Here is a 16,919-nt window from a genome sequence, read left to right on the forward strand (position 1 = left end):
CTGCTTATTGCACCACGGAGGTGTGCAGCAATTGGTCGATTTCGCTCGTTGTGTATCCCAGGGCGGACAGAATGGTGCGACTGTGTTCACCCAGACCCGGCGCGGCGCGCACGGCGCCGGCACTGGCTTCGTCTTGCGCTGCGGCTCCGCCAAACTGCGCCCATTGCGCCAGACCGAGGTAATTGCCCGCCTTCTCGCTGTGATACGGGCGCATGAATCCCATCGCCTCCACCTGCGGGTGGTCGAACATGTCCTCGACCGGCCGCACCTCCGCGCAAGGCACGCTCTGGCCGAAGCGCTCGGCCCATTCACGGGCCGACGCCCGCGCCAGCGCCTCGCGCACCAGCGGGATCAGCACGGCCGCCTGCGCCGCGCGCTTTTTCACGGTGTCGTAGTCGGGATGGTCCGCCAGATCCTGCAGGTCCAGGTGATCGCACAGCGCACGCCAGAAATGCGGCGTGTTGGCCGAAATGTAGAGATGGCCTTCGCGCGTGGGATGGATGCCCGTGATGCCGCCCGAGCGCATGTCGCGTTCGATGCGGCGCGGCTCGCCTTCGGCCCAGACCAGGCGGGCGGACTGCATGGCCAGCGCGCTGCCCAGCAGCGACACTTCGATGGCCTGCCCGCGCCCGGTCTTCTCGCGCTGATAGAGCGCGGCGGACACGCTGTTGGAGATCAGCGCGGCGCCGTAGTAGTCGACCACCGATCCGTACAGCACCTCGGGCGGGCCGTCGGGCTTGGCCTGCGCCGCGCACATGCCGGTCATGGACTGCAGCACCTGGTCGTAGCCCGCGTGGCGCGCCATCGGACCGGCCGCGCCGTAACCCGTCATCGCGCAATAGATCAGGCGCGGGTTGATGGCGGCCAGCGTGGCGAAGTCGATGCGCAGGCGCTCCGGCACGCCGGGGCGGAAATTGTGAACCAGCACATCGGCCTCGCGCACCAGCCTGACCAGCACCTCGTAACCCGCTTCGTCTTTCAGATTGAGGCACAGGCCTCGCTTGTTGCGGTTGATGCCCAGAAAGGCGCGGCTCTCGGCCGGCAGCGTCGACGGGTACTTGCGCAGGTTGTCGCCTTCGGGCGGCTCGACCTTGATCACGTCGGCGCCCATGTCGCCCAGCAAGGCGCAGCCGTACGGACCCGCGATGTAGGCGCTGAGGTCCAGCACCTTGACGCCGACCAGCGGCAACTGAGCGGAGGTTTCAATTTCCATCATGCAATTCATCCGATAAAAAGCTCGGCCGCGATTCGCGCAGGCCGTTTCAGGCGGCGCGTCCTGCGGCCAGCAGGACGTCGCGGGCGCGCCGCACGAAGGGCGCGTCGATCATCTTGCCGTCCAGCAGAAAAGCGCCCACCCCTTCCTGCGCCTTGCTTGCCGCGACGATCCGTTCCGCCGCATCGATCTCTTCGGCACTGAATCCAAAGACCTCGTTGGCGATGGCGATCTGGCTGGGATGCACGCAGGATTTGCCCAGGAAACCCAGCGCGCGCGCCAGTTGCGCCTCGGCCTGGAAGCCCTCGCCGTCGCGCACGCGGGCATAGGCGGCGTCCATGGCGTACTTGCCCGCGGAACCGGCGCCCAGCCGCAACGCCAGCATCACCGCGCGCAGGGTCTCGGGCTGGTAACGGTCGATGCCCAGGGGTTCGAACAGGTCGGCCAGGCCCAATTGCAGGCCCGCCACGCGGGGGTGCGCCGCCGCCAGCTCGGCCGCGCGGGCCAGCGCCAGCGGCGTTTCAACGGTGACCAGCAGCTCGCCTTCGAAACCGGCCTGGCCGGCGCGATCCGCGGCCTCGCGCAGCGCGTCGGCGGACTCGACCTTGGGCAGATTCAGCATGTCGATCGGCGATCGTCCCAGCGCGTCCAGGTCGTCGGCGAAATAGGGGGTGTCCGACGCATTGACGCGAACGATAATTTTCTTGGGATGTTGAGCCTGCGCCGTTTGAAAGGCGGGCGACCCGAGCCAGCTGGCCAGCTCGGCACGCGCGGCCGCCTTGCGAGGCGGCGCGACCGCGTCCTCCAGATCGAAGGACAGCGCATCGGCAGCGCTGGCCATGGCTTTGTCGAATAGTTCCGGGCGTGACGCCGGCACGAAAAGCTTGCTTCTCATTGTGGTCTCCTGGCCGCATTGTGACCGCGCTGCACGCCGCCAGGGGAAAGCCGCCATACGATAAGAAGATAGAATCCCTATCATCATGAACACCGACTTTCTCCACACGCTGTCCGCCGTAGCGCAGCACGGCTCCATGGCCGAGGCCGCCCGCCGCCTGGGACTGACACACGGCGCCGTCGCCCAGCAGCTACGCAAGCTGGAACAGGAGCTGGGCGTGCCACTGGTCGCGCGCGCCGGCCGCACCGTGCACCTCACGGCCAAGGCAATCGAACTGATCGGACCGATGCGCGAGGTCCTGGAGCGGATCGAAAAGATCCGCTACCTGGCGCGGTCGGGCGAGATGATGGGCGAGCTTCGGCTGGGCGCCGGCAACACCGCGCTGAACTCCATGGTGCCGGCCATTCTTGAACATCTGGTCGGACGCCATCCGCTGATCAGCGTGGAGATCCAGCCCGGCCACAGCGCCCGCTTCTATCCGGCCATTGAAAGCGGCGAACTCGATGCGGCGATCGCGCTGGAAGCGCCCTATCCGCTGTCCAAAAGCCTGGGCTGGCAGTTGCTGCGCGAAGAACCTTATGTGCTGGCGGCGGCCCCGCGCCACGCCGGCCGTCATCCGCACAGCCTGCTCACCGCGGAGCCGTTCATCCGCTACCAGCGCAACGACTGGAGCGGGCGGCATGTCGACGAGTATCTGCGCCGCGTCGGCATCACGCCGCGGGACCGGTTCGAGCTGAACGCGATCGAATCGATTGCGGTCATGGTGAGCCGGGATCTGGGCGTGGCGATCCTGCCCCGGTCCACCAACGGCACGATCGAACGGCTGGGTCTGCTCGCCCTGCCGCTGCCCGCGCACTGCGAACCGCGCCGCTTCGGACTGATCTGGTCGCGCGTGTCGCCGCGCCTGGCGTTGATCCAGGCGTTCCGGGACATCGCCATCGTGGAGTACGCGAAGGCGGCAGGTGCGCCGGACAATTGACGCCTTTCTACGGGGAAACGATCTGGCGTGCCCGGGAGCGTCTTCCTATACTTGTATTGTCCTCAATACAACATATCAGGAGACAACTCATGCCGGGACTTCATCGGATCGCCGCGGGCTGCGCGCTGCTGGCGGCGTTCGCCATGCCAACCGCCCCCGCCCTCGCGCAGGCGGACGCCATCAGGCTGGTCGTCGGCGCACCGCCGGGCGGCACCACCGACACCGTGGCGCGCAGCATCGCCCAGCACATGACGGTGGACTTGAAACGCCCCGTCGTGGTCGAGAACAAGCCGGGCGCGGGCGGCAACATCGCCGCCGACTATGTCGCCAAGAGCAATCCCGACGGCAATACCTTGCTGGTCACCTTCACCAGCTTTTCCATCAACGCCACGCTGTACCGGAACCTGCCCTTCGACCCCGTGGCCGATTTCACGCCGATCAGCATGCTGGCCAACGTGCCCAGCGTGCTGGTCGTGCGCAAGGATTTCCCGGCGCACACCATGCCGGAGTTCGTCTCGCTGGTCAAAGCCAGCCCCGGCAAGCACACGATGGCGCTGGGCGCGATCGGGTCGTCGCTGCACATGGCGGGTGAACGCATGAAGATGATGGCAGGCCTGGACATCCTGAACGTGCCGTACAAGGGCACGGCACCGGCCATCACCGACCTGCTGGGCGGTCAGGTGGACATGATGTTCGCCAGTTCGCTGAACGCGCTGCCGCACATCAAGAGCGGCGCGCTGCGGGCGCTGGGGGTCACCAGTCCGCAGGCGCTGCCGCAGTTTCCCGGCGTGCCGCCCATCGGCGATACCATCAAGGGTTTCGAATCGAACGCGTGGTTCGCGCTGTTTGGTCCGGCCAAGATGCCGGCCGACAAGCTGGCGGCCCTGAACGCCGCGGCGCGCAAGGCGGTCGACACGCCATCGTTCCGCAAGCTGCTCGAAGGCGAGGCCGCCAGCGCGGTCAGCAGCAGCCCCGAGGAACTGGGCGTCTTCGTGCGCGAGGACATCGCGCGCTATGCCGAGATCGTCAAGTTCACCGGCGCGACCGTCGACTGAACGTCAACCAGGAGCCCCACCGTGCCCGACAGCCCGCTGCCGCTTTATCACAAGGTCTATCTGCTGCTGAAGCAACGGCTCGAAGCCGGCGGGTTCGCCACGGACAGGGCGATGCCCGGCGAAAACGCGCTGGCCGCCGAATACGGCGTGTCCCGCCTGACGATACGGCGCTCGCTAGATGCGCTGGCGGCTGATGGCCTCATCGAGCGGCGGCAGGGGCGCGGCACGTTCGCGGCCCCGCCGGCGCAGTTTCCGGGCCCGCAGCACGGTGCGGGTATCGACGCGCTGATGGCGCACCTGGCCCGCATGGGCATGCACACGCAGGTGCGCTTGCTGGAACTGGAAACCGCGCCCGCCCCGCCGCCGGTGGCGGCGCGCCTGGAACTGCCGCCCGGCGCACCCGTGCAGCGCGCCGTGCGCGTGCGCAGCCACGAAGGCCAGCCGTTTTCCTACTTGACCACGTTTGTGCCGGATGACATCGGCCAGCGCATCCGCCGTCAGGATCTGGACGCCAAACCGCTCTTGGCCATCTTCCGCGACCTGGGCGTGCGCGTGGCGCGGGCCGAACAGTCGATTTCAGCCGTGCTGGCCGAGCCCGGCATCGCCGAATTGCTGGAGGTGCCGGTGGGGTCGGCCCTGCTCAGCTTGCACCGGGTGGTGCGCGACGAGTCCGGGCGGCCGGTAGAGTGGCTGCATGCCCGCTACCGGCCAGACCGCTACGAATACCGCATGAACATGCAGGCGCACGACATGCCCGGCCAGCCGACGTGGCTGCCCGCGGCGGTCGCCACGCGGGCGGACGGAGGCTGATCGGCGCGGCACGCGCAAGGCGTCAATGGCGGCGGCACGCCCGCAGCTTCAATCGCCGCTAAAGCACATGCGTCAACGTGCCTAGCGCAGCAGACTGACCGTGGCCAGCCCCGCCGCCGTCAGCGCCAGCGACCCGGCCAGACTGAAACCGGCATAGCCCAGCGCGCTGACATACGCGCCACGCTCCAGCATCGCGACGGTCTCGGCCGAGAAGGTCGAGAACGTGGTCAGCCCGCCCATGAAACCGGTGATGGCCCCAAGCCGCACCCAGGCGGGCCACTCGGGATGCCCGGCCACCAGCGCCAGCACCACGCCTACCAGATACCCGCCCGCCAGATTGACCGCCAGCGTGCCCCACGGCCACGAGCCCGCATTCAGCCACAGACCGACCAGCCAGCGGGACCACGCGCCAAGGATAGCGCCCAGGCCCACGGCCAGGAAATTCAGGGGAACCAGCGTTTGATAGGCGGACATGGAGGTCAGACGGTGCCGTGTTGTTTGAGACGCAGGGAAAAGACCAGCAGCAGTATGCCGAAGAACACGGCGTAGATGCCGATCACCCACACCAGCGCCAAGGCGCCTGCGCCCGGCTGCATGACCAGCATGGCGCCGAAGGCCACCGACACCAGCCCGGAAAGGCCCAGCAGCCATTCGTTGCGGATGGCCTTGCGAAAGCGCACGGCGGCGATGATCTGGAACACGCCCGCCACGATCGCCCAGATCGCGATGATGTAGAGCAGGATCAGCGCGGTCAGCCCCGGCCAGAGAAAGGTGACGATACCCGCCGCCACGCCCAGCAGGCCCACGATGATCAGCGCCCATAGCGGTTTGCCGTTGTCGCGGATGCGGAATCCGGCGATCAGCGCCAGCACCCCGTCCACCAGCGCGAAAGCGCCCCACACCAGCACCAGCGCCGACAAGGTGATGGCCGGCATGAACATGGCCATGAACCCGAACAGGATGGCGACGACGCCGCGAAGCGCCACCCATCCCCAATGACGACCGATTTGATCCACGACTTGCAGTTGCAGCATGACGACCTCCGGTGTTTGCAAAGGGTGGCCTATCTTAGTCCCGCTGGTCGGCCGGCGCACCCGTTCAGCCTGCATTCAGCTTCGGCACACAAGGCGCTTTCGGCCGAAATCGATTGAAATTTCCGTGCGCGAAAAGGCTTCGCTTTTTTAAGAGTAATTCTCATTAAATGCTAGAATCCGGCCGCTTCCTGCCCGACATTCCATGGACACCCAACCCGCTCCCCGCCGCCGCGCCTACTGGCTCAAGACACTGCATCAGTGGCACTGGATCAGTTCTGCGCTTTGCCTGCTGGGCATGCTGTTGTTCGCGGTGACGGGGCTGACGCTGAACAACGCGTCACACATCGAATCCAAGGCCGTGGTGACCAGCCGCGAGGCCCATCTGCCCGAAGCCCAACTCCAGCAGCTTGCCGCCGCGCCCGCGGCAAAAAAGGCGCCCCTGCCCGCCTCGGTCGCCGCCTGGCTGGACGAGACGCTGGACGCCTCGACGGCCGGCAAGACGGCCGAGTGGTCCCCCGACGAGGTCTACCTGTCGCTGCCCCGCGCGGGCGGCGATGCCTGGCTGTCCATCGACCGCGCCAGCGGCGATATCGAATACGAACGTACCGACCGCGGCTGGATCTCGTACCTGAACGACCTGCACAAGGGCCGCAACACGGGTCTGGCCTGGAGCTGGTTCCTGGACATCTTCGCCGTCGCCTGTCTGGTGTTCTCGCTGACCGGACTGGTGCTGCTCAAGATGCACGCCGGCAACCGCAGCGCAACCTGGCCCATGGTGGGGCTGGGCGTTGTGATTCCGCTGGTGCTGGCGCTGCTTTTCATCCACTGATTCCATCGATACGCCCTGGAGATTTCCATGCGCAAGTTGCTGTTGCCGGCGCTGCTCGCCGGCCTGATCGCACGAACGGCCCACGCCGCAGACATCGGCCTGTCCATCGAGGTGCCGCGTCTGGACGTGGCCGAATACCACCGCCCATACGTGGCGATCTGGATCGAGAACCCCGACCAGAGCGTGGCCACCGACCTGGCCGTCTGGTACGACGTGGCCAAGAAGAACAACGAAGGCACCGAATGGCTCAAGGACATGCGCCAGTGGTGGCGCCGCAGCGGCCGCAACCAGCAGTTCCCGGTGGACGGCGTCAGCGGCGCCACCAAGCCCGTGGGCAAGCACGCGCTGTCGTTTGACGCGGCCAGCAAGCCGCTCGCGCAGCTCAAGCCCGGCCAGTACGCGGTGGTGGTCGAGGCCGCGCGCGAAGTGGGCGGCCGCGAACTGGTGCGCATCCCCTTCCAATGGCCGCCGCAAAAGGCCGAGCAACTGAGCGCGCGCGGCGAACACGAACTGGGCGCCATCGCGCTTGACCTCAAACCCTGACCGGCCTCGTGACCAGCCCCTTTAGCAACGCAAGCAACGCAAGAAACGCAAGGAACGCAAGGAACGCAACGATGAAATCCGCCGCCAAACTGGCCGCCGCCCTGGCGCTGTGCCTGCCCTTTGCCGCTCACGCCCATGACGTCTGGATCGTGCCGTCCTCGACGGTGCTGTCGGGCACCGACAGCTGGATCACCGTGGACGCCGCGGTCGGCAACGACAAGTTCTACTTCAACCACGCGCCGCTGCGCCTGGACGGCCTGACCGTCACCGCGCCGGACGGCAATGCCGCCGAAGCCGAGAACATCAACCGCGGCAAGCTGCGCAGCACGTTCGACCTGCAGTTGAAACAAGCCGGCACCTACCGCGTTGCCGTGGTCAACGACGGCGTGTTCGCGCGCTGGAAGGAAGACGGCAAGAACAAGCGCTACTTCGGCAAGGTGGAAGGCATGGCGCAGGCTGTGCCGGCCAAGGCCGACGAGCTTGAAGTCTCGCAAAGCCTGGGCCGGGTCGAGACCTTCGTCACCGCCGGCAAGCCCTCGGCCGTCAAGCCCGTGGGCCGCGGCCTGGAGCTGGCGCCCGTGACGCACCCGAACGACCTATTCACGGACGAAGCGGCCACGTTCCAGATGCTGCTGGACGGCAAGCCCGCCGCCGACCTGGACGTGAACGTCGTGCCGGGCGGCAGCCGTTATCGAGACAAGGTCGGCGAAATCCAGATCAAGACCGACAAGGACGGCAAGTTCTCGGTGAAGTGGCCGCAGCCCGGTCTGTACTGGATCGAAGCCGGCATGGAAGACGCCAAGGTCACCGTGCCGCAGGCCAAGAAGCGCCGCCTGTCGTACGCCGGCACCGTCGAAGTGCTGCAACCGTAAGGCAAAGGCGCGCGCGTGGCGACCTCTGCTTCCTTCGCACCGCGCAACGCGGCGGCCCCGGCCGTTCGCGTCGCCTATGGCGCAATGCCGGCGCGCCCGGCCGCGTTGGCCGGCGCCACCATGGGCACCACCTGGTCCGCGCGCCTGGCGCTGCCGGCGGGCGTAACCGAAGCGTCAGCGCGGCAAGGCATCCAGGCCGCGCTGGACCAGGTCGTCGCGCAAATGAGCACCTGGGAAGCAGACTCGGACATCACCCGCTACAACCGCGCCGAGTCCGGGTGGCAGACGCTGCCGCCCGAGTTTTTCCATGTGCTGCATCATGCGCTGATGCTGGCCGAGGACAGCGGCGGCGCTTACGATCCCACCGTGGGGCCGCTGGTCAACGCCTGGGGTTTCGGGCCGCACCAGCGCGCCTTTGAACCGCCCTCTCCGGCCGCCATCCAGACCGCGCTTGATCGTTGCGGCTGGCGGCGCGTGCCGCTAGACCAAGACCGCCGCGCGGCCTGGCAGCCCGGCGGCGTCTATCTGGACCTGTCGTCCATCGCCAAGGGGTACGGCGTGGACCGCGCGGCGATGGCGCTCGATGCCTTGGGCATCACCGATTACCTGGTCGAAGTCGGCGGCGAGTTGCGCGCCCGCGGCAAGCGTCCCGACGGACAATCCTGGCGCGTCGCCATCGAAGTCCCCGACGCCAGCGACGACCATGCGCTGGCCTTGCCGCTGCACAACTGCAGCATCGCCACGTCGGGCGACTACCGGCGCCACGCCGGCGACGGCGATGCGCGCTACGCCCACACGATCGACCCGCGCACCGGCCACCCGGTACGCAACGCGGTCGCCTCGGTAACCGTGCTGCACCCCGTCTGCATGCAGGCCGACGCGCTGGCCACCGTGCTGACGGTGCTGGGCGAAGCCGAGGGGCTGGCCTATGCGCGCCGCCATGCCCTCGCCGCGCTGTTCATCGTGCGCAGCGAAGACGCCTGGCGCGTCGTCGCCACCCCGCAGTTTGAAGCCCTGGCCCTGGCCACCTGAATGCCCATGTTGCACACCCGATTCATCGCGGCAACGTGCGTGGTGCTGACCTGGCTGCTGCTGTGCCTGTGGGCCTGGCAACGCGCCCGCCGCCAGCATGCGCAACACGCGCTGGCGCTGCAGGCGCTGAGCGCACCCGCGCCCGAAGACGCGGTGCTGGTGGCCTACGCCAGCCAGACCGGCTATGCCGAGTCGCTGGCCATGCAGACTGCGGAATCTCTGCGCGCCGGCGGTCTGACCGTGCGCGTCGCCTCGCTGGACCAACTGGACCTTCAACGCCTGGCCGCCTACCGGCGCATGCTGTTTGTCGTCAGCACCTACGGCGAGGGCGATCCGCCCGATGCGGCCGCGGCGTTTGCCGGCCAGATGCAGCAGACGCCACAGGGCGCCGAGCTGGCCGGCGCGCAATATGCCGTCCTGGCGCTCGGCGACAGCGAGTACGCGCAGTTCTGCGGCTTTGGCCACCGGTTGAACGACTGGCTGCACGCGCAAGGCGCGACGCCGTTGTTCGATCTGGTCGAGGTCGACAACGACGACGCGGCCGCGCTGCGCCACTGGCAGCATCATCTGGGCCTGCTGGCCGGCCGCAGCGATTTGCCCGATTGGGAAGCGCCCGTCTACGACACTTGGCGCCTGGCGGGCCGGACACTGCTGAATCCCGGCAGCCAGGGCGGCCCATGCTATCTGCTGACGTTGTCGCCGCCGCCCGAGAGCACGGCAGCATGGCAGGCGGGCGACATCGCCGAAATCGGCCCCCGGCGCGAACACGGCGGCGCGCTGGAGGCGCATCGTGAATACTCCATCGCTTCGCTGCCCGCTGACGGCGCCATCCAGCTGCTGGTGCGCCAGATGCAAGGCGCCGATGGCGCGTTGGGTCTGGGCAGCGGCTGGCTCACGCACATTGCGCAGACCGGCGACGAGATCGCCTTGCGTGTACGCACGAACCGAAATTTCCACCCGCCGGCTGACGACCGACCGCTGATTCTGATCGGCAACGGCACCGGCCTTGCGGGCCTGCGCGCGCTGATCAAAGCGCGCCGCGCTGCCGGCCACCGCCGCAACTGGCTGATCTTCGGCGAGCGCAACGCCGCTTGCGACGGGTTCTGCCGCGATGAGATCGACGCCTGGCGGCAAGACGGCACATTGGAACGCGTGGATGCGGTGTTTTCGCGCGACCAGCCCGAGCGCCGCTATGTGCAGCACTGCCTGCGCGACCAGGCGGACGCCGTGCGTGCCTGGGTGGACGCCGGCGCCGCCGTGTATGTCTGCGGCAGCCTGCAAGGCATGGCGGGCGGCGTGGATGCCGCGCTGCAGGACATCCTGGGCGCGGACCGCCTGCAGGCCCTGCAGCATGCGGGCCGCTACCGGCGCGACGTGTATTGACGACGCACGCGGCCCGCGTTTCCCGAGTCCCTACTGCAGCTTGATCTGCGCCCGCTCGATCACCGTCTTCCAGCGATCGCGTTCGGTGCTGATCTGCTCACCAAACTGCGCCGGCGTGTTGCCCAGCGGGAACGCGCCGGTCTCTTCCATCTTTGCCGCGGTCGCCGGATCGCGCACCGCGCGCGCAAAGGCATCCGCCAGCTTGTCGCGCACGTCGGCCGGCATGTTGGCCGGCCCCACCACGCCGTACCAGGCCGTCACGTCGTAATCCTTGTAGCCCTGCTCGGCAAAGGTCGGCACGTCGGGCAGTCGCGGATTGCGCGCCGTTCCGGTAATCGCCAGGGGTTTCAGGTGATTGCTCTTGACGTACGGCAGCGACGACGGAAAGTTGTCGAAGATCACCGGCACCACGCCGCCCACCGTGTCGGTCAGCGCCGGCGCCGAACCACGATAGGAAATGCTGTTCATCTTGCCGCCGATGATCTGCAGGAACCAGATCATGCCCAGGTCGTTCACGCCGCCTGCACCCGCGTTCGCGTAGCCGTCCTTGCCCGGATTGGCGCGCACGTGGGTCACGAACTCGGCCAGCGTCTTGGCCGGAAAGTTCGGATTCACGCTGAGGATGTTGGGGCTGGTCACCAGGTTGCTGATGGGCGTGAAGTCCTTGACCGGGTCATAGGCCAGGTTGGGAAACAGGTGCGGCGCCGTGCCGTGCGTGCTGACGGTGGCCAGGCCCACGGTGTAGCCGTCCGGCTTGGCCCGCGCGGTGGCCGTCATGCCGATGGTGCCCGACGCGCCCGTGCGGTTCTCTACGACGATCTGCTGGCCCAGGATCTCGCCTGCCTTGGCCGCGGCCACGCGGCCGACGATGTCCGTGGGACCGCCCGCCGGGAACGGCACGATCAGCGTGATGGGGCGGTCGGGAAAGGCGGCGTGAGCGGCCGGCAGCGCGGCGGCCAGCGCCAGGGCGGCGCAAGTCTTGCGGATCATGATGTTGGGTCTCCTGGTACGGCTGTTGTTATGGAAGGGGTTGGGCCGCGGCCTGATCGCGGCGAAGAATGCGACCGGGCCGCGGGGTGTCTGCCGTGGCCGGAAAAACCGGCGTGCCATTGACCAGCACGTGCTCCACGCCGGCAGACGCGAGCGTCGGCGCTTCCCAGGTGGCGCGATCGATCACCGTATCGGCATCGAACACCACAATGTCCGCCCACGCGCCCACGGCAATCCGGCCACGGTCCGCCAGCCCGAAGACGCGGGCCGGCAGCGCGGTCATCTTGGCCACCGCCGCCTCCAGCGTGACAAGCTGCGCCTCGCGCACGTAGCGCCCCAGCACGCGCGTGAAACTGCCCCACAGGCGGGGATGCGGATGCGCGTCATTGGGCAGGCCATCGGACCCGACCATGCAGCATTCGTGCTGAAAGATGCGGCGGACCTCGTTCTCGTCCATCGCAAAATAGATCGCCCCGGCCGGGCACAGGCGTTCGGCCGCCGTGGTCTTGTCGCAGCCCCAGCGTGCCGCGATGTCGCTCAGGTACTCGCCGTTGCATTCGGGGTGCGGCGTCGACCACGTGATGCGGATGTCGTCGATGGTGTCGGCGCGCTCCGGGATCAGAATGGTGGAACTGCCGGGATACGGATAGATGTCCAGCGCCACGTCCACGCCCTCGGCGCGGGCACGGTCGATGTTGGCCAGCGTGGCGGCGCTTTTGCCCCAGTTGCGCGGCATCATGCACTTGTGATGCGACAGCACGGTCGCGCAGCCGGTGTTGCGGCCGATGGCCAGCACCTCGTCGACGGCCGCCTCGACCGCGTCGCCCTCATTGCGGATGTGGCTGGTATGCATCGCGCCGCGCGCCGCCGCCACGCGGGCCAGCCCTTCCAGTTCGGGAGGCTGCGCGAGCCCGCCCGGCTGATAGGCCAGACCCGTGCTGAAGCCCACGGCGCCCGCGTCCAGCGCGTCGGCCAGCGTCTGCTGCATGGCGGTTTGCTCGCCGGTCGTGGGCTGAGCAGTCGGATCGCGCATTGCGGCAAGACGCAGGTTGGCGTGGCCCACCAGCGCGGCCACATTGATGACCGGCTGACGCTCGCGCAGCTCGTCGAAATAATGCGTCATGCTGGCAAAGAGCGGCGTCTCGCCCAACAGCGCCAGCGCCGCCGCGGTGTTGCCCGGCAGCGGTGCGGGCGCACCGCTGACGCCGCAATTGCCCACGACAACCGAGGTGATGCCCTGGCTCGTCTTCCACGCCAGATCGGGCTTTTCCACGAACATCAGGTCGTCGTGACCGTGCACATCGATGAAGCCGGGCGCCACGATCTTGCCCGCGACGTTCACGCGCGTGGCCGCGGGCACCTTCGACAGGTCCCCGATCGCCGCAATGCGTTCGCCCGCCACGCCCACATCGGCGCGCCTGCGCGGACCGCCCAGCCCGTCGATGAGCCAGCCGCCTTCGATGATCAGATCCAAAGTCTCCTGCATGGTGTTCCTGCCTTGGTGAAGGACCTAGTATCGTCCGCGCGATCAATCTGGAAAAATTGTTTTTATTGATCCATCTATCGCGTTTTGAAATGCATCGCCTGCCCAAGCACGTCACCTTGAAGCACCTGACCGCCTTTGTGGCGGTAGCCCAGGAGTCCAGCTTCACGCATGCCGCCAAACGCCTGTTCCAGACGCAGTCGTCCGTCACCAGCCTGGTGCGCCAGCTTGAAGACGCGCTGGGCACCCAGCTCTTTGCGCGCACCAGCCGGCGCGTGCTGCTGACGCCGGCCGGCGAGGAATTCCTGCCGCGCGTCATGCGGCTGCTGGCGGACTTTGACGGCGTGATCGAGGACGTGGTGCGTTTTGGCGCGCTGGAACGCGGACGCGTCGGCGTGGCGGCGGCGCCGTCGGCCATCACGCAGCTCATCGCGCCCGCCGCCGCCGTGTTCGCGGCGCAGTATCCGGCGGTGCGGCTTTATCTCAGCGACGACAACTCCGGCCGCATCCAACGCAAAGTGGCCGCGCGCGAGGTCGATTTCGGGCTGACCAGCCGCTGGGCCGACGCCCCCGGCCTGCAATTCGACGCCTTGCTCGAAGACCGCTTCGGTGTGCTCTACCGCCAGGACGACGCCACGCTGCGCCCGGGGCGCGACGGCGCCATGCGCTGGTCCGACCTGACCGGCCGCAAGCTGGTTGGGGTGGTGGATGAAACGGGCATCATGGCCCTGTTGCGCGCCCGCGCCGACCTGCCCATCGAGGCGGCGGCGCCGTTCTATGAAGCATCGAGCACCACGTCGCAGGCCGCGCTGGTCAAGGCAGGCATGGGCGTGGCGCTGCTGCCGGCGCTGGCCGCGCAACGCGTGATGGAGCCGGGGCTGGCCTACGCGCTGCTGGCCCGGCCCACGGTGGTGCGCACGCTATGCATCATCCGCAACAAGGAATACCCGCTGAGCCCGGCCGCGCAGGCGTTGATCGCATCGATCCACGAGTACCTGCGCACGGCCCAACTGCCCGCAGGCTGCCGCCGCCTGTCCGCCACACGGCGGAAACACTAGGGGCGCGGGTGTCACCCACGTGCTGACCGGCGCCGCCCATGGAAATCGGGTGTCAGACACCCGCGCGCAGCTTCTCGTCCAACGCGGCCAATCCCGCCGCGAACACGTTCTGCCCGACCGCCGCAGCCACATCGCTCAACGCTGCACCCTCGACGCGGAAATCGGCCCACCATTGCACCAGCGTGCCGCCGCCTTCGGTGACCGGATGCAGCGACACGCCCGCGACATAATCGCGCATCGGAAGATCCGTCTCGATGATCGAATACCGCAGCTCGGTATTGGGATCGTCCAGCATCAAAAGCTGCTCCCGCACGAAGCCGGAAGGCTTGAGGGTCAGATGCCGCACCGAGCCCACGGCGTCATGGCGGCCGCCCGCTTCCAGGCGGCTCTCCGCGACGCCGGGATGCCAGCCTGCCAGGCCGTTGAAATCCCGGAACAGCGGCCAGACCTTGTTCAAAGGTGCGTGGACGACAGCGGTGATGTGTACGGTATGCGGCATACGGGCTCCGTTATACGCAATGCGTGTCGAATAAGCCGAAAACTGCGGCGATGGGGATCAGAAGGTCAGGTTCTTGAATTCACGCGTGGCGGCCGTCAGGGCCTGTTCGGTCGGCAGGCGTTCCATCGAGCTGGCGCCATAGAAGCCGTGGCAATGCTTGCACGCCCGCAGCACGTGGGCCGCGTCGTCGGGCGTCGCGATCGGGCCGCCGTGGCACAGCACGATGATATCCGGGCGCACCGCCAGCGCAGCCTCGGCAATACGGTCGATGGCGCCCACGCAATCATCCAGCGTCAGCGCCGTTTCCGCGCCAATGGACCCGCCGGTGGTCAGCCCCATGTGCGCCACGATGATGTCCGCGCCTGCGCGGGCCATGGCGACGGCGTCGTCCTCGTTGAAGACGTACGGCGTCGTCAGCATGCCCTTTTGATGCGCCAGACGGATCATGTCGACTTCCAGCGCATAGCCCATGCCGGTCTCTTCAAGATTGGCGCGGAAGTTGCCGTCGATGAGGCCGACAGTGGGAAAGTTCTGCACGCCGGCAAAGCCCTGCCGTTTCAGGTCGTCCAGGAACACGTCGAAGTCGCAGAACGGGTCGGTGCCGTTCACGCCGGCCAGCACCGGCGTCTTCTTGACCACCGGCAGCACTTCGCGGCCCATGTCCACGACGATCTCGTTCGCGTTGCCGTAGGCCAGCAGGCCCGCGAGCGAGCCGCGGCCCGCCATGCGGTAGCGGCCCGAGTTGTAGATCACGATGAGGTCGATGCCGCCCGCTTCCTCGCACTTGGCCGACAGCCCGGTGCCCGCGCCCCCGCCCACGATGGGCGTGCGCGCGCGCACCATGGCGCGAAACTTGTCCAGCAGTTCGTTACGGTCAAAACGCGGCATGGCGGCAATCCTTCAATGTGCGGCAATTTCAAGAAAGTGGTCGACCGCCGTCCTGGCGAACAGCGGATCGTTGATGTGGCAAGGCACGCGGATCAGGCGGCGGTCCGCCGTCTGCCGCAGGTTGGCCTTCAGCGCGGCAAACAGCGCCGCGTCGGCCTCGGGGTCCCAGAACGCCTGGCCCGGCGCATCCAGGGCGGACACGCCGCCTTCGGGGATCAGAAAGCGCACCGGGCCGTCGCAACGATTCAGCCGGTCGGCGATCCATTCGCCCTGCCGCGTGTTTTCCTCTGCGGTCGTGCGCATCAGCGTGACTTGCGGGTTGTGGGGATAGAAGCGTCGGGCGCGGTAGCGTTCGGGCACGGTGTCCATCGCGCCGAAGTTCACCATGTCCAGCGCGCCGCACGACCCGACATACGGCGCGCCCGTGCGCGCCACCGCGCCAAAGCGGTCATCGGTGCAGGCCAGCACGCCGCCGAACAGCAGGTCGCAGACCTCAGTCGTGGTCAGGTCCAGCACACCGGCAAGCAGGCGGCTGTCCAGCAGCTTTTCCATCGACTGCCCGCCCGTGCCAGTGGCATGGAACACCAGGCAATCAAACTGCGACTCCAGGAGCGGCGTGACTTGCTGCACGCAGGCCGTGGTGACGCCGAACATGGTGATGCCCACCGCCGGCCGGCCATCGTCAGCCGCCGCGGCCGACGCCTGGCGGAACGCGCCGCCGATCGCGCCGGCCGCATTGGCCAGCACGCGGCGCGAGATGCGGTTCAGGCCCGCCACGTCGGTCACGGAATACATCATCGCGATGTCCGACGGCCCCACATACGGCGCGACATTGCCGGACGCCATCGTGGACACCATCACCTTGGGCGTGCCGATGGGCAGCGCGCGCATGGCCGGCGTGATGAGCGCCGTGCCACCCGAGCCGCCCAGGCCCAGCAGCGCGCCGATTTCCGCGTTACCGGCGGCGTAGCGCTCGAACGCAAGAGCCATGGCCGCAATCGCTGTGCCCCGGTCGCCCGTGAAGACGGCCGCGGCGCCGTCCGGGTGGCTGCGCGCGACCTCTTGCGCCGAGACCTGCGCGGCGCTGGGCGCACCCGAGGTCGAGACATCCACCGACACCACGTCCAGCCCCTCGCGCCGGAGCAGATCCGCCACGTAGTCGGCCTCGTGGCCCTTGGTGTCGTAGGTCGCGGCGACAAAGACCCGCTGCTTGGTATGCGTCATGACTCCTCCGCGGGCGGCTACACTGCGTGCGCGCCTCGATATGTGAGGCCAAAGGCCCGTAGAATCCAGAAATGAGACGAAAGAATCATACTGAGACACCTGTCTCACGTCAATCCGAATCCCCCGCCCGCA

18 protein-coding genes are annotated in these 16,919 nt (G+C 67.8%); 9 read left to right on the forward strand and 9 right to left on the reverse strand.

Annotation, left to right across the window (positions count from 1 at the left end):
• Nucleotides 1-4 precede the first annotated feature (4 nt).
• Complete coding sequence (locus HV681_RS13285; RefSeq protein ID WP_175123693.1) at nucleotides 5-1,213, reverse strand: CaiB/BaiF CoA transferase family protein; 1,209 nt, start codon at nucleotides 1,211-1,213, stop codon at nucleotides 5-7.
• A 49-nt stretch (nucleotides 1,214-1,262) separates the two neighbouring features.
• A complete protein-coding gene (locus tag HV681_RS13290; protein WP_175123514.1) occupies nucleotides 1,263-2,108 on the reverse strand; it encodes an HpcH/HpaI aldolase/citrate lyase family protein in 846 nt (281 codons plus the stop codon).
• Between the two features lie 85 nt (nucleotides 2,109-2,193).
• Between HV681_RS13290 and HV681_RS13295 the strand changes: the two genes are divergently transcribed.
• The 3 genes from HV681_RS13295 to HV681_RS13305 all read left to right on the forward strand — a co-directional run bounded on the left by HV681_RS13295 (nucleotide 2,194) and on the right by HV681_RS13305 (nucleotide 4,952).
• Complete coding sequence (locus tag HV681_RS13295; RefSeq protein WP_175123515.1) at nucleotides 2,194-3,087, forward strand: LysR family transcriptional regulator; 894 nt, start codon at nucleotides 2,194-2,196, stop codon at nucleotides 3,085-3,087.
• 89 nt (nucleotides 3,088-3,176) lie between these two features.
• The gene (locus tag HV681_RS13300) at nucleotides 3,177-4,142 is read left to right on the forward strand and encodes a Bug family tripartite tricarboxylate transporter substrate binding protein (protein ID WP_175123516.1); all 966 of its coding nucleotides are present in this window, start codon (nucleotides 3,177-3,179) and stop codon (nucleotides 4,140-4,142) included.
• Nucleotides 4,143-4,163: 21 nt separating this feature from the next.
• Nucleotides 4,164-4,952: a GntR family transcriptional regulator gene (locus HV681_RS13305; RefSeq protein WP_175123517.1), complete on the forward strand. Its 789-nt coding sequence runs from the start codon at nucleotides 4,164-4,166 to the stop codon at nucleotides 4,950-4,952.
• A gap of 81 nt (nucleotides 4,953-5,033) precedes the next feature.
• On the opposite strand, the gene HV681_RS13310 is transcribed toward HV681_RS13305, so the two are convergent.
• Together HV681_RS13310 and HV681_RS13315 are read right to left on the reverse strand one after the other, a co-directional pair.
• Nucleotides 5,034-5,426, reverse strand: coding sequence for a fluoride efflux transporter CrcB (locus HV681_RS13310; protein WP_175123518.1), 393 nt, complete (start codon nucleotides 5,424-5,426; stop codon nucleotides 5,034-5,036).
• A 5-nt stretch (nucleotides 5,427-5,431) separates the two neighbouring features.
• Complete coding sequence (locus HV681_RS13315) at nucleotides 5,432-5,986, reverse strand: HdeD family acid-resistance protein (protein WP_175123519.1); 555 nt, start codon at nucleotides 5,984-5,986, stop codon at nucleotides 5,432-5,434.
• 202 nt (nucleotides 5,987-6,188) lie between these two features.
• Between HV681_RS13315 and HV681_RS13320 the strand changes: the two genes are divergently transcribed.
• The 5 genes from HV681_RS13320 (at nucleotide 6,189) to HV681_RS13340 (ending at nucleotide 10,645) form a co-directional block, all read left to right on the forward strand.
• Nucleotides 6,189-6,815 (forward strand): PepSY-associated TM helix domain-containing protein, encoded by a 627-nt coding sequence (locus HV681_RS13320; RefSeq protein ID WP_175123520.1) that lies wholly within the window; start codon nucleotides 6,189-6,191, stop codon nucleotides 6,813-6,815.
• Nucleotides 6,816-6,842: 27 nt separating this feature from the next.
• Nucleotides 6,843-7,358, forward strand: coding sequence for a DUF2271 domain-containing protein (locus HV681_RS13325; protein WP_056562769.1), 516 nt, complete (start codon nucleotides 6,843-6,845; stop codon nucleotides 7,356-7,358).
• 71 nt (nucleotides 7,359-7,429) lie between these two features.
• Complete coding sequence (locus HV681_RS13330) at nucleotides 7,430-8,230, forward strand: DUF4198 domain-containing protein (protein WP_175123521.1); 801 nt, start codon at nucleotides 7,430-7,432, stop codon at nucleotides 8,228-8,230.
• 84 nt (nucleotides 8,231-8,314) lie between these two features.
• A complete protein-coding gene (locus HV681_RS13335; protein WP_175123694.1) occupies nucleotides 8,315-9,262 on the forward strand; it encodes an FAD:protein FMN transferase in 948 nt (315 codons plus the stop codon).
• A gap of 6 nt (nucleotides 9,263-9,268) precedes the next feature.
• Nucleotides 9,269-10,645, forward strand: a complete 1,377-nt coding sequence (locus HV681_RS13340) for a sulfite reductase subunit alpha (protein WP_414631945.1) — start codon at nucleotides 9,269-9,271, stop codon at nucleotides 10,643-10,645.
• A gap of 30 nt (nucleotides 10,646-10,675) precedes the next feature.
• Here the strand turns inward: HV681_RS13340 and HV681_RS13345 are convergent, their stop codons facing one another.
• Together HV681_RS13345 and HV681_RS13350 are read right to left on the reverse strand one after the other, a co-directional pair.
• Nucleotides 10,676-11,635: a tripartite tricarboxylate transporter substrate binding protein BugE gene (locus HV681_RS13345; protein ID WP_175123523.1), complete on the reverse strand. Its 960-nt coding sequence runs from the start codon at nucleotides 11,633-11,635 to the stop codon at nucleotides 10,676-10,678.
• A 28-nt stretch (nucleotides 11,636-11,663) separates the two neighbouring features.
• Nucleotides 11,664-13,121, reverse strand: a complete 1,458-nt coding sequence (locus tag HV681_RS13350) for an N-acyl-D-amino-acid deacylase family protein (protein ID WP_175123524.1) — start codon at nucleotides 13,119-13,121, stop codon at nucleotides 11,664-11,666.
• Nucleotides 13,122-13,210: 89 nt separating this feature from the next.
• Between HV681_RS13350 and HV681_RS13355 the strand changes: the two genes are divergently transcribed.
• Entirely contained in the window at nucleotides 13,211-14,176 is a 966-nt protein-coding gene (locus HV681_RS13355) for a LysR family transcriptional regulator (RefSeq protein ID WP_175123525.1), read from the forward strand.
• Nucleotides 14,177-14,228: 52 nt separating this feature from the next.
• Here HV681_RS13355 and HV681_RS13360 read toward each other — a convergent pair whose 3' ends face one another.
• From HV681_RS13360 to HV681_RS13370, 3 genes are read right to left on the reverse strand one after another with little or no spacing between them, the layout of a single operon-like run.
• Nucleotides 14,229-14,675, reverse strand: coding sequence for an SRPBCC family protein (locus HV681_RS13360; RefSeq protein WP_175123526.1), 447 nt, complete (start codon nucleotides 14,673-14,675; stop codon nucleotides 14,229-14,231).
• 57 nt (nucleotides 14,676-14,732) lie between these two features.
• A complete protein-coding gene (locus tag HV681_RS13365; protein ID WP_175123527.1) occupies nucleotides 14,733-15,563 on the reverse strand; it encodes a phosphoenolpyruvate hydrolase family protein in 831 nt (276 codons plus the stop codon).
• 12 nt (nucleotides 15,564-15,575) lie between these two features.
• Nucleotides 15,576-16,787 (reverse strand): Tm-1-like ATP-binding domain-containing protein, encoded by a 1,212-nt coding sequence (locus tag HV681_RS13370; RefSeq protein ID WP_175123528.1) that lies wholly within the window; start codon nucleotides 16,785-16,787, stop codon nucleotides 15,576-15,578.
• Nucleotides 16,788-16,919 lie beyond the last annotated feature (132 nt).

Origin of the sequence: Achromobacter animicus (assembly GCF_902859585.1) — a bacterium.
Classification (GTDB): Bacteria; Pseudomonadota; Gammaproteobacteria; order Burkholderiales; family Burkholderiaceae_B; genus Achromobacter; species Achromobacter animicus.

Excerpts from the sequence above, each read along its gene's own strand:
- HV681_RS13285 (WP_175123693.1), bottom strand. The coding sequence starts at position 1,213 with ATGGAAATTGAAACCTCCGCTCAGTTGCCGCTGGTCGGCGTCAAGGTG.
- HV681_RS13290 (WP_175123514.1), bottom strand. The coding sequence starts at position 2,108 with ATGAGAAGCAAGCTTTTCGTGCCGGCGTCACGCCCGGAACTATTCGAC.
- HV681_RS13295 (WP_175123515.1), top strand. The coding sequence starts at position 2,194 with ATGAACACCGACTTTCTCCACACGCTGTCCGCCGTAGCGCAGCACGGC.
- HV681_RS13300 (WP_175123516.1), top strand. The coding sequence starts at position 3,177 with ATGCCGGGACTTCATCGGATCGCCGCGGGCTGCGCGCTGCTGGCGGCG.
- HV681_RS13310 (WP_175123518.1), bottom strand. The coding sequence starts at position 5,426 with ATGTCCGCCTATCAAACGCTGGTTCCCCTGAATTTCCTGGCCGTGGGC.
- HV681_RS13315 (WP_175123519.1), bottom strand. The coding sequence starts at position 5,986 with ATGCTGCAACTGCAAGTCGTGGATCAAATCGGTCGTCATTGGGGATGG.
- HV681_RS13320 (WP_175123520.1), top strand. The coding sequence starts at position 6,189 with ATGGACACCCAACCCGCTCCCCGCCGCCGCGCCTACTGGCTCAAGACA.
- HV681_RS13325 (WP_056562769.1), top strand. The coding sequence starts at position 6,843 with ATGCGCAAGTTGCTGTTGCCGGCGCTGCTCGCCGGCCTGATCGCACGA.
- HV681_RS13330 (WP_175123521.1), top strand. The coding sequence starts at position 7,430 with ATGAAATCCGCCGCCAAACTGGCCGCCGCCCTGGCGCTGTGCCTGCCC.
- HV681_RS13335 (WP_175123694.1), top strand. The coding sequence starts at position 8,315 with ATGCCGGCGCGCCCGGCCGCGTTGGCCGGCGCCACCATGGGCACCACC.
- HV681_RS13340 (WP_414631945.1), top strand. The coding sequence starts at position 9,269 with ATGTTGCACACCCGATTCATCGCGGCAACGTGCGTGGTGCTGACCTGG.
- HV681_RS13345 (WP_175123523.1), bottom strand. The coding sequence starts at position 11,635 with ATGATCCGCAAGACTTGCGCCGCCCTGGCGCTGGCCGCCGCGCTGCCG.
- HV681_RS13350 (WP_175123524.1), bottom strand. The coding sequence starts at position 13,121 with ATGCAGGAGACTTTGGATCTGATCATCGAAGGCGGCTGGCTCATCGAC.
- HV681_RS13355 (WP_175123525.1), top strand. The coding sequence starts at position 13,211 with ATGCATCGCCTGCCCAAGCACGTCACCTTGAAGCACCTGACCGCCTTT.
- HV681_RS13360 (WP_175123526.1), bottom strand. The coding sequence starts at position 14,675 with ATGCCGCATACCGTACACATCACCGCTGTCGTCCACGCACCTTTGAAC.
- HV681_RS13365 (WP_175123527.1), bottom strand. The coding sequence starts at position 15,563 with ATGCCGCGTTTTGACCGTAACGAACTGCTGGACAAGTTTCGCGCCATG.
- HV681_RS13370 (WP_175123528.1), bottom strand. The coding sequence starts at position 16,787 with ATGACGCATACCAAGCAGCGGGTCTTTGTCGCCGCGACCTACGACACC.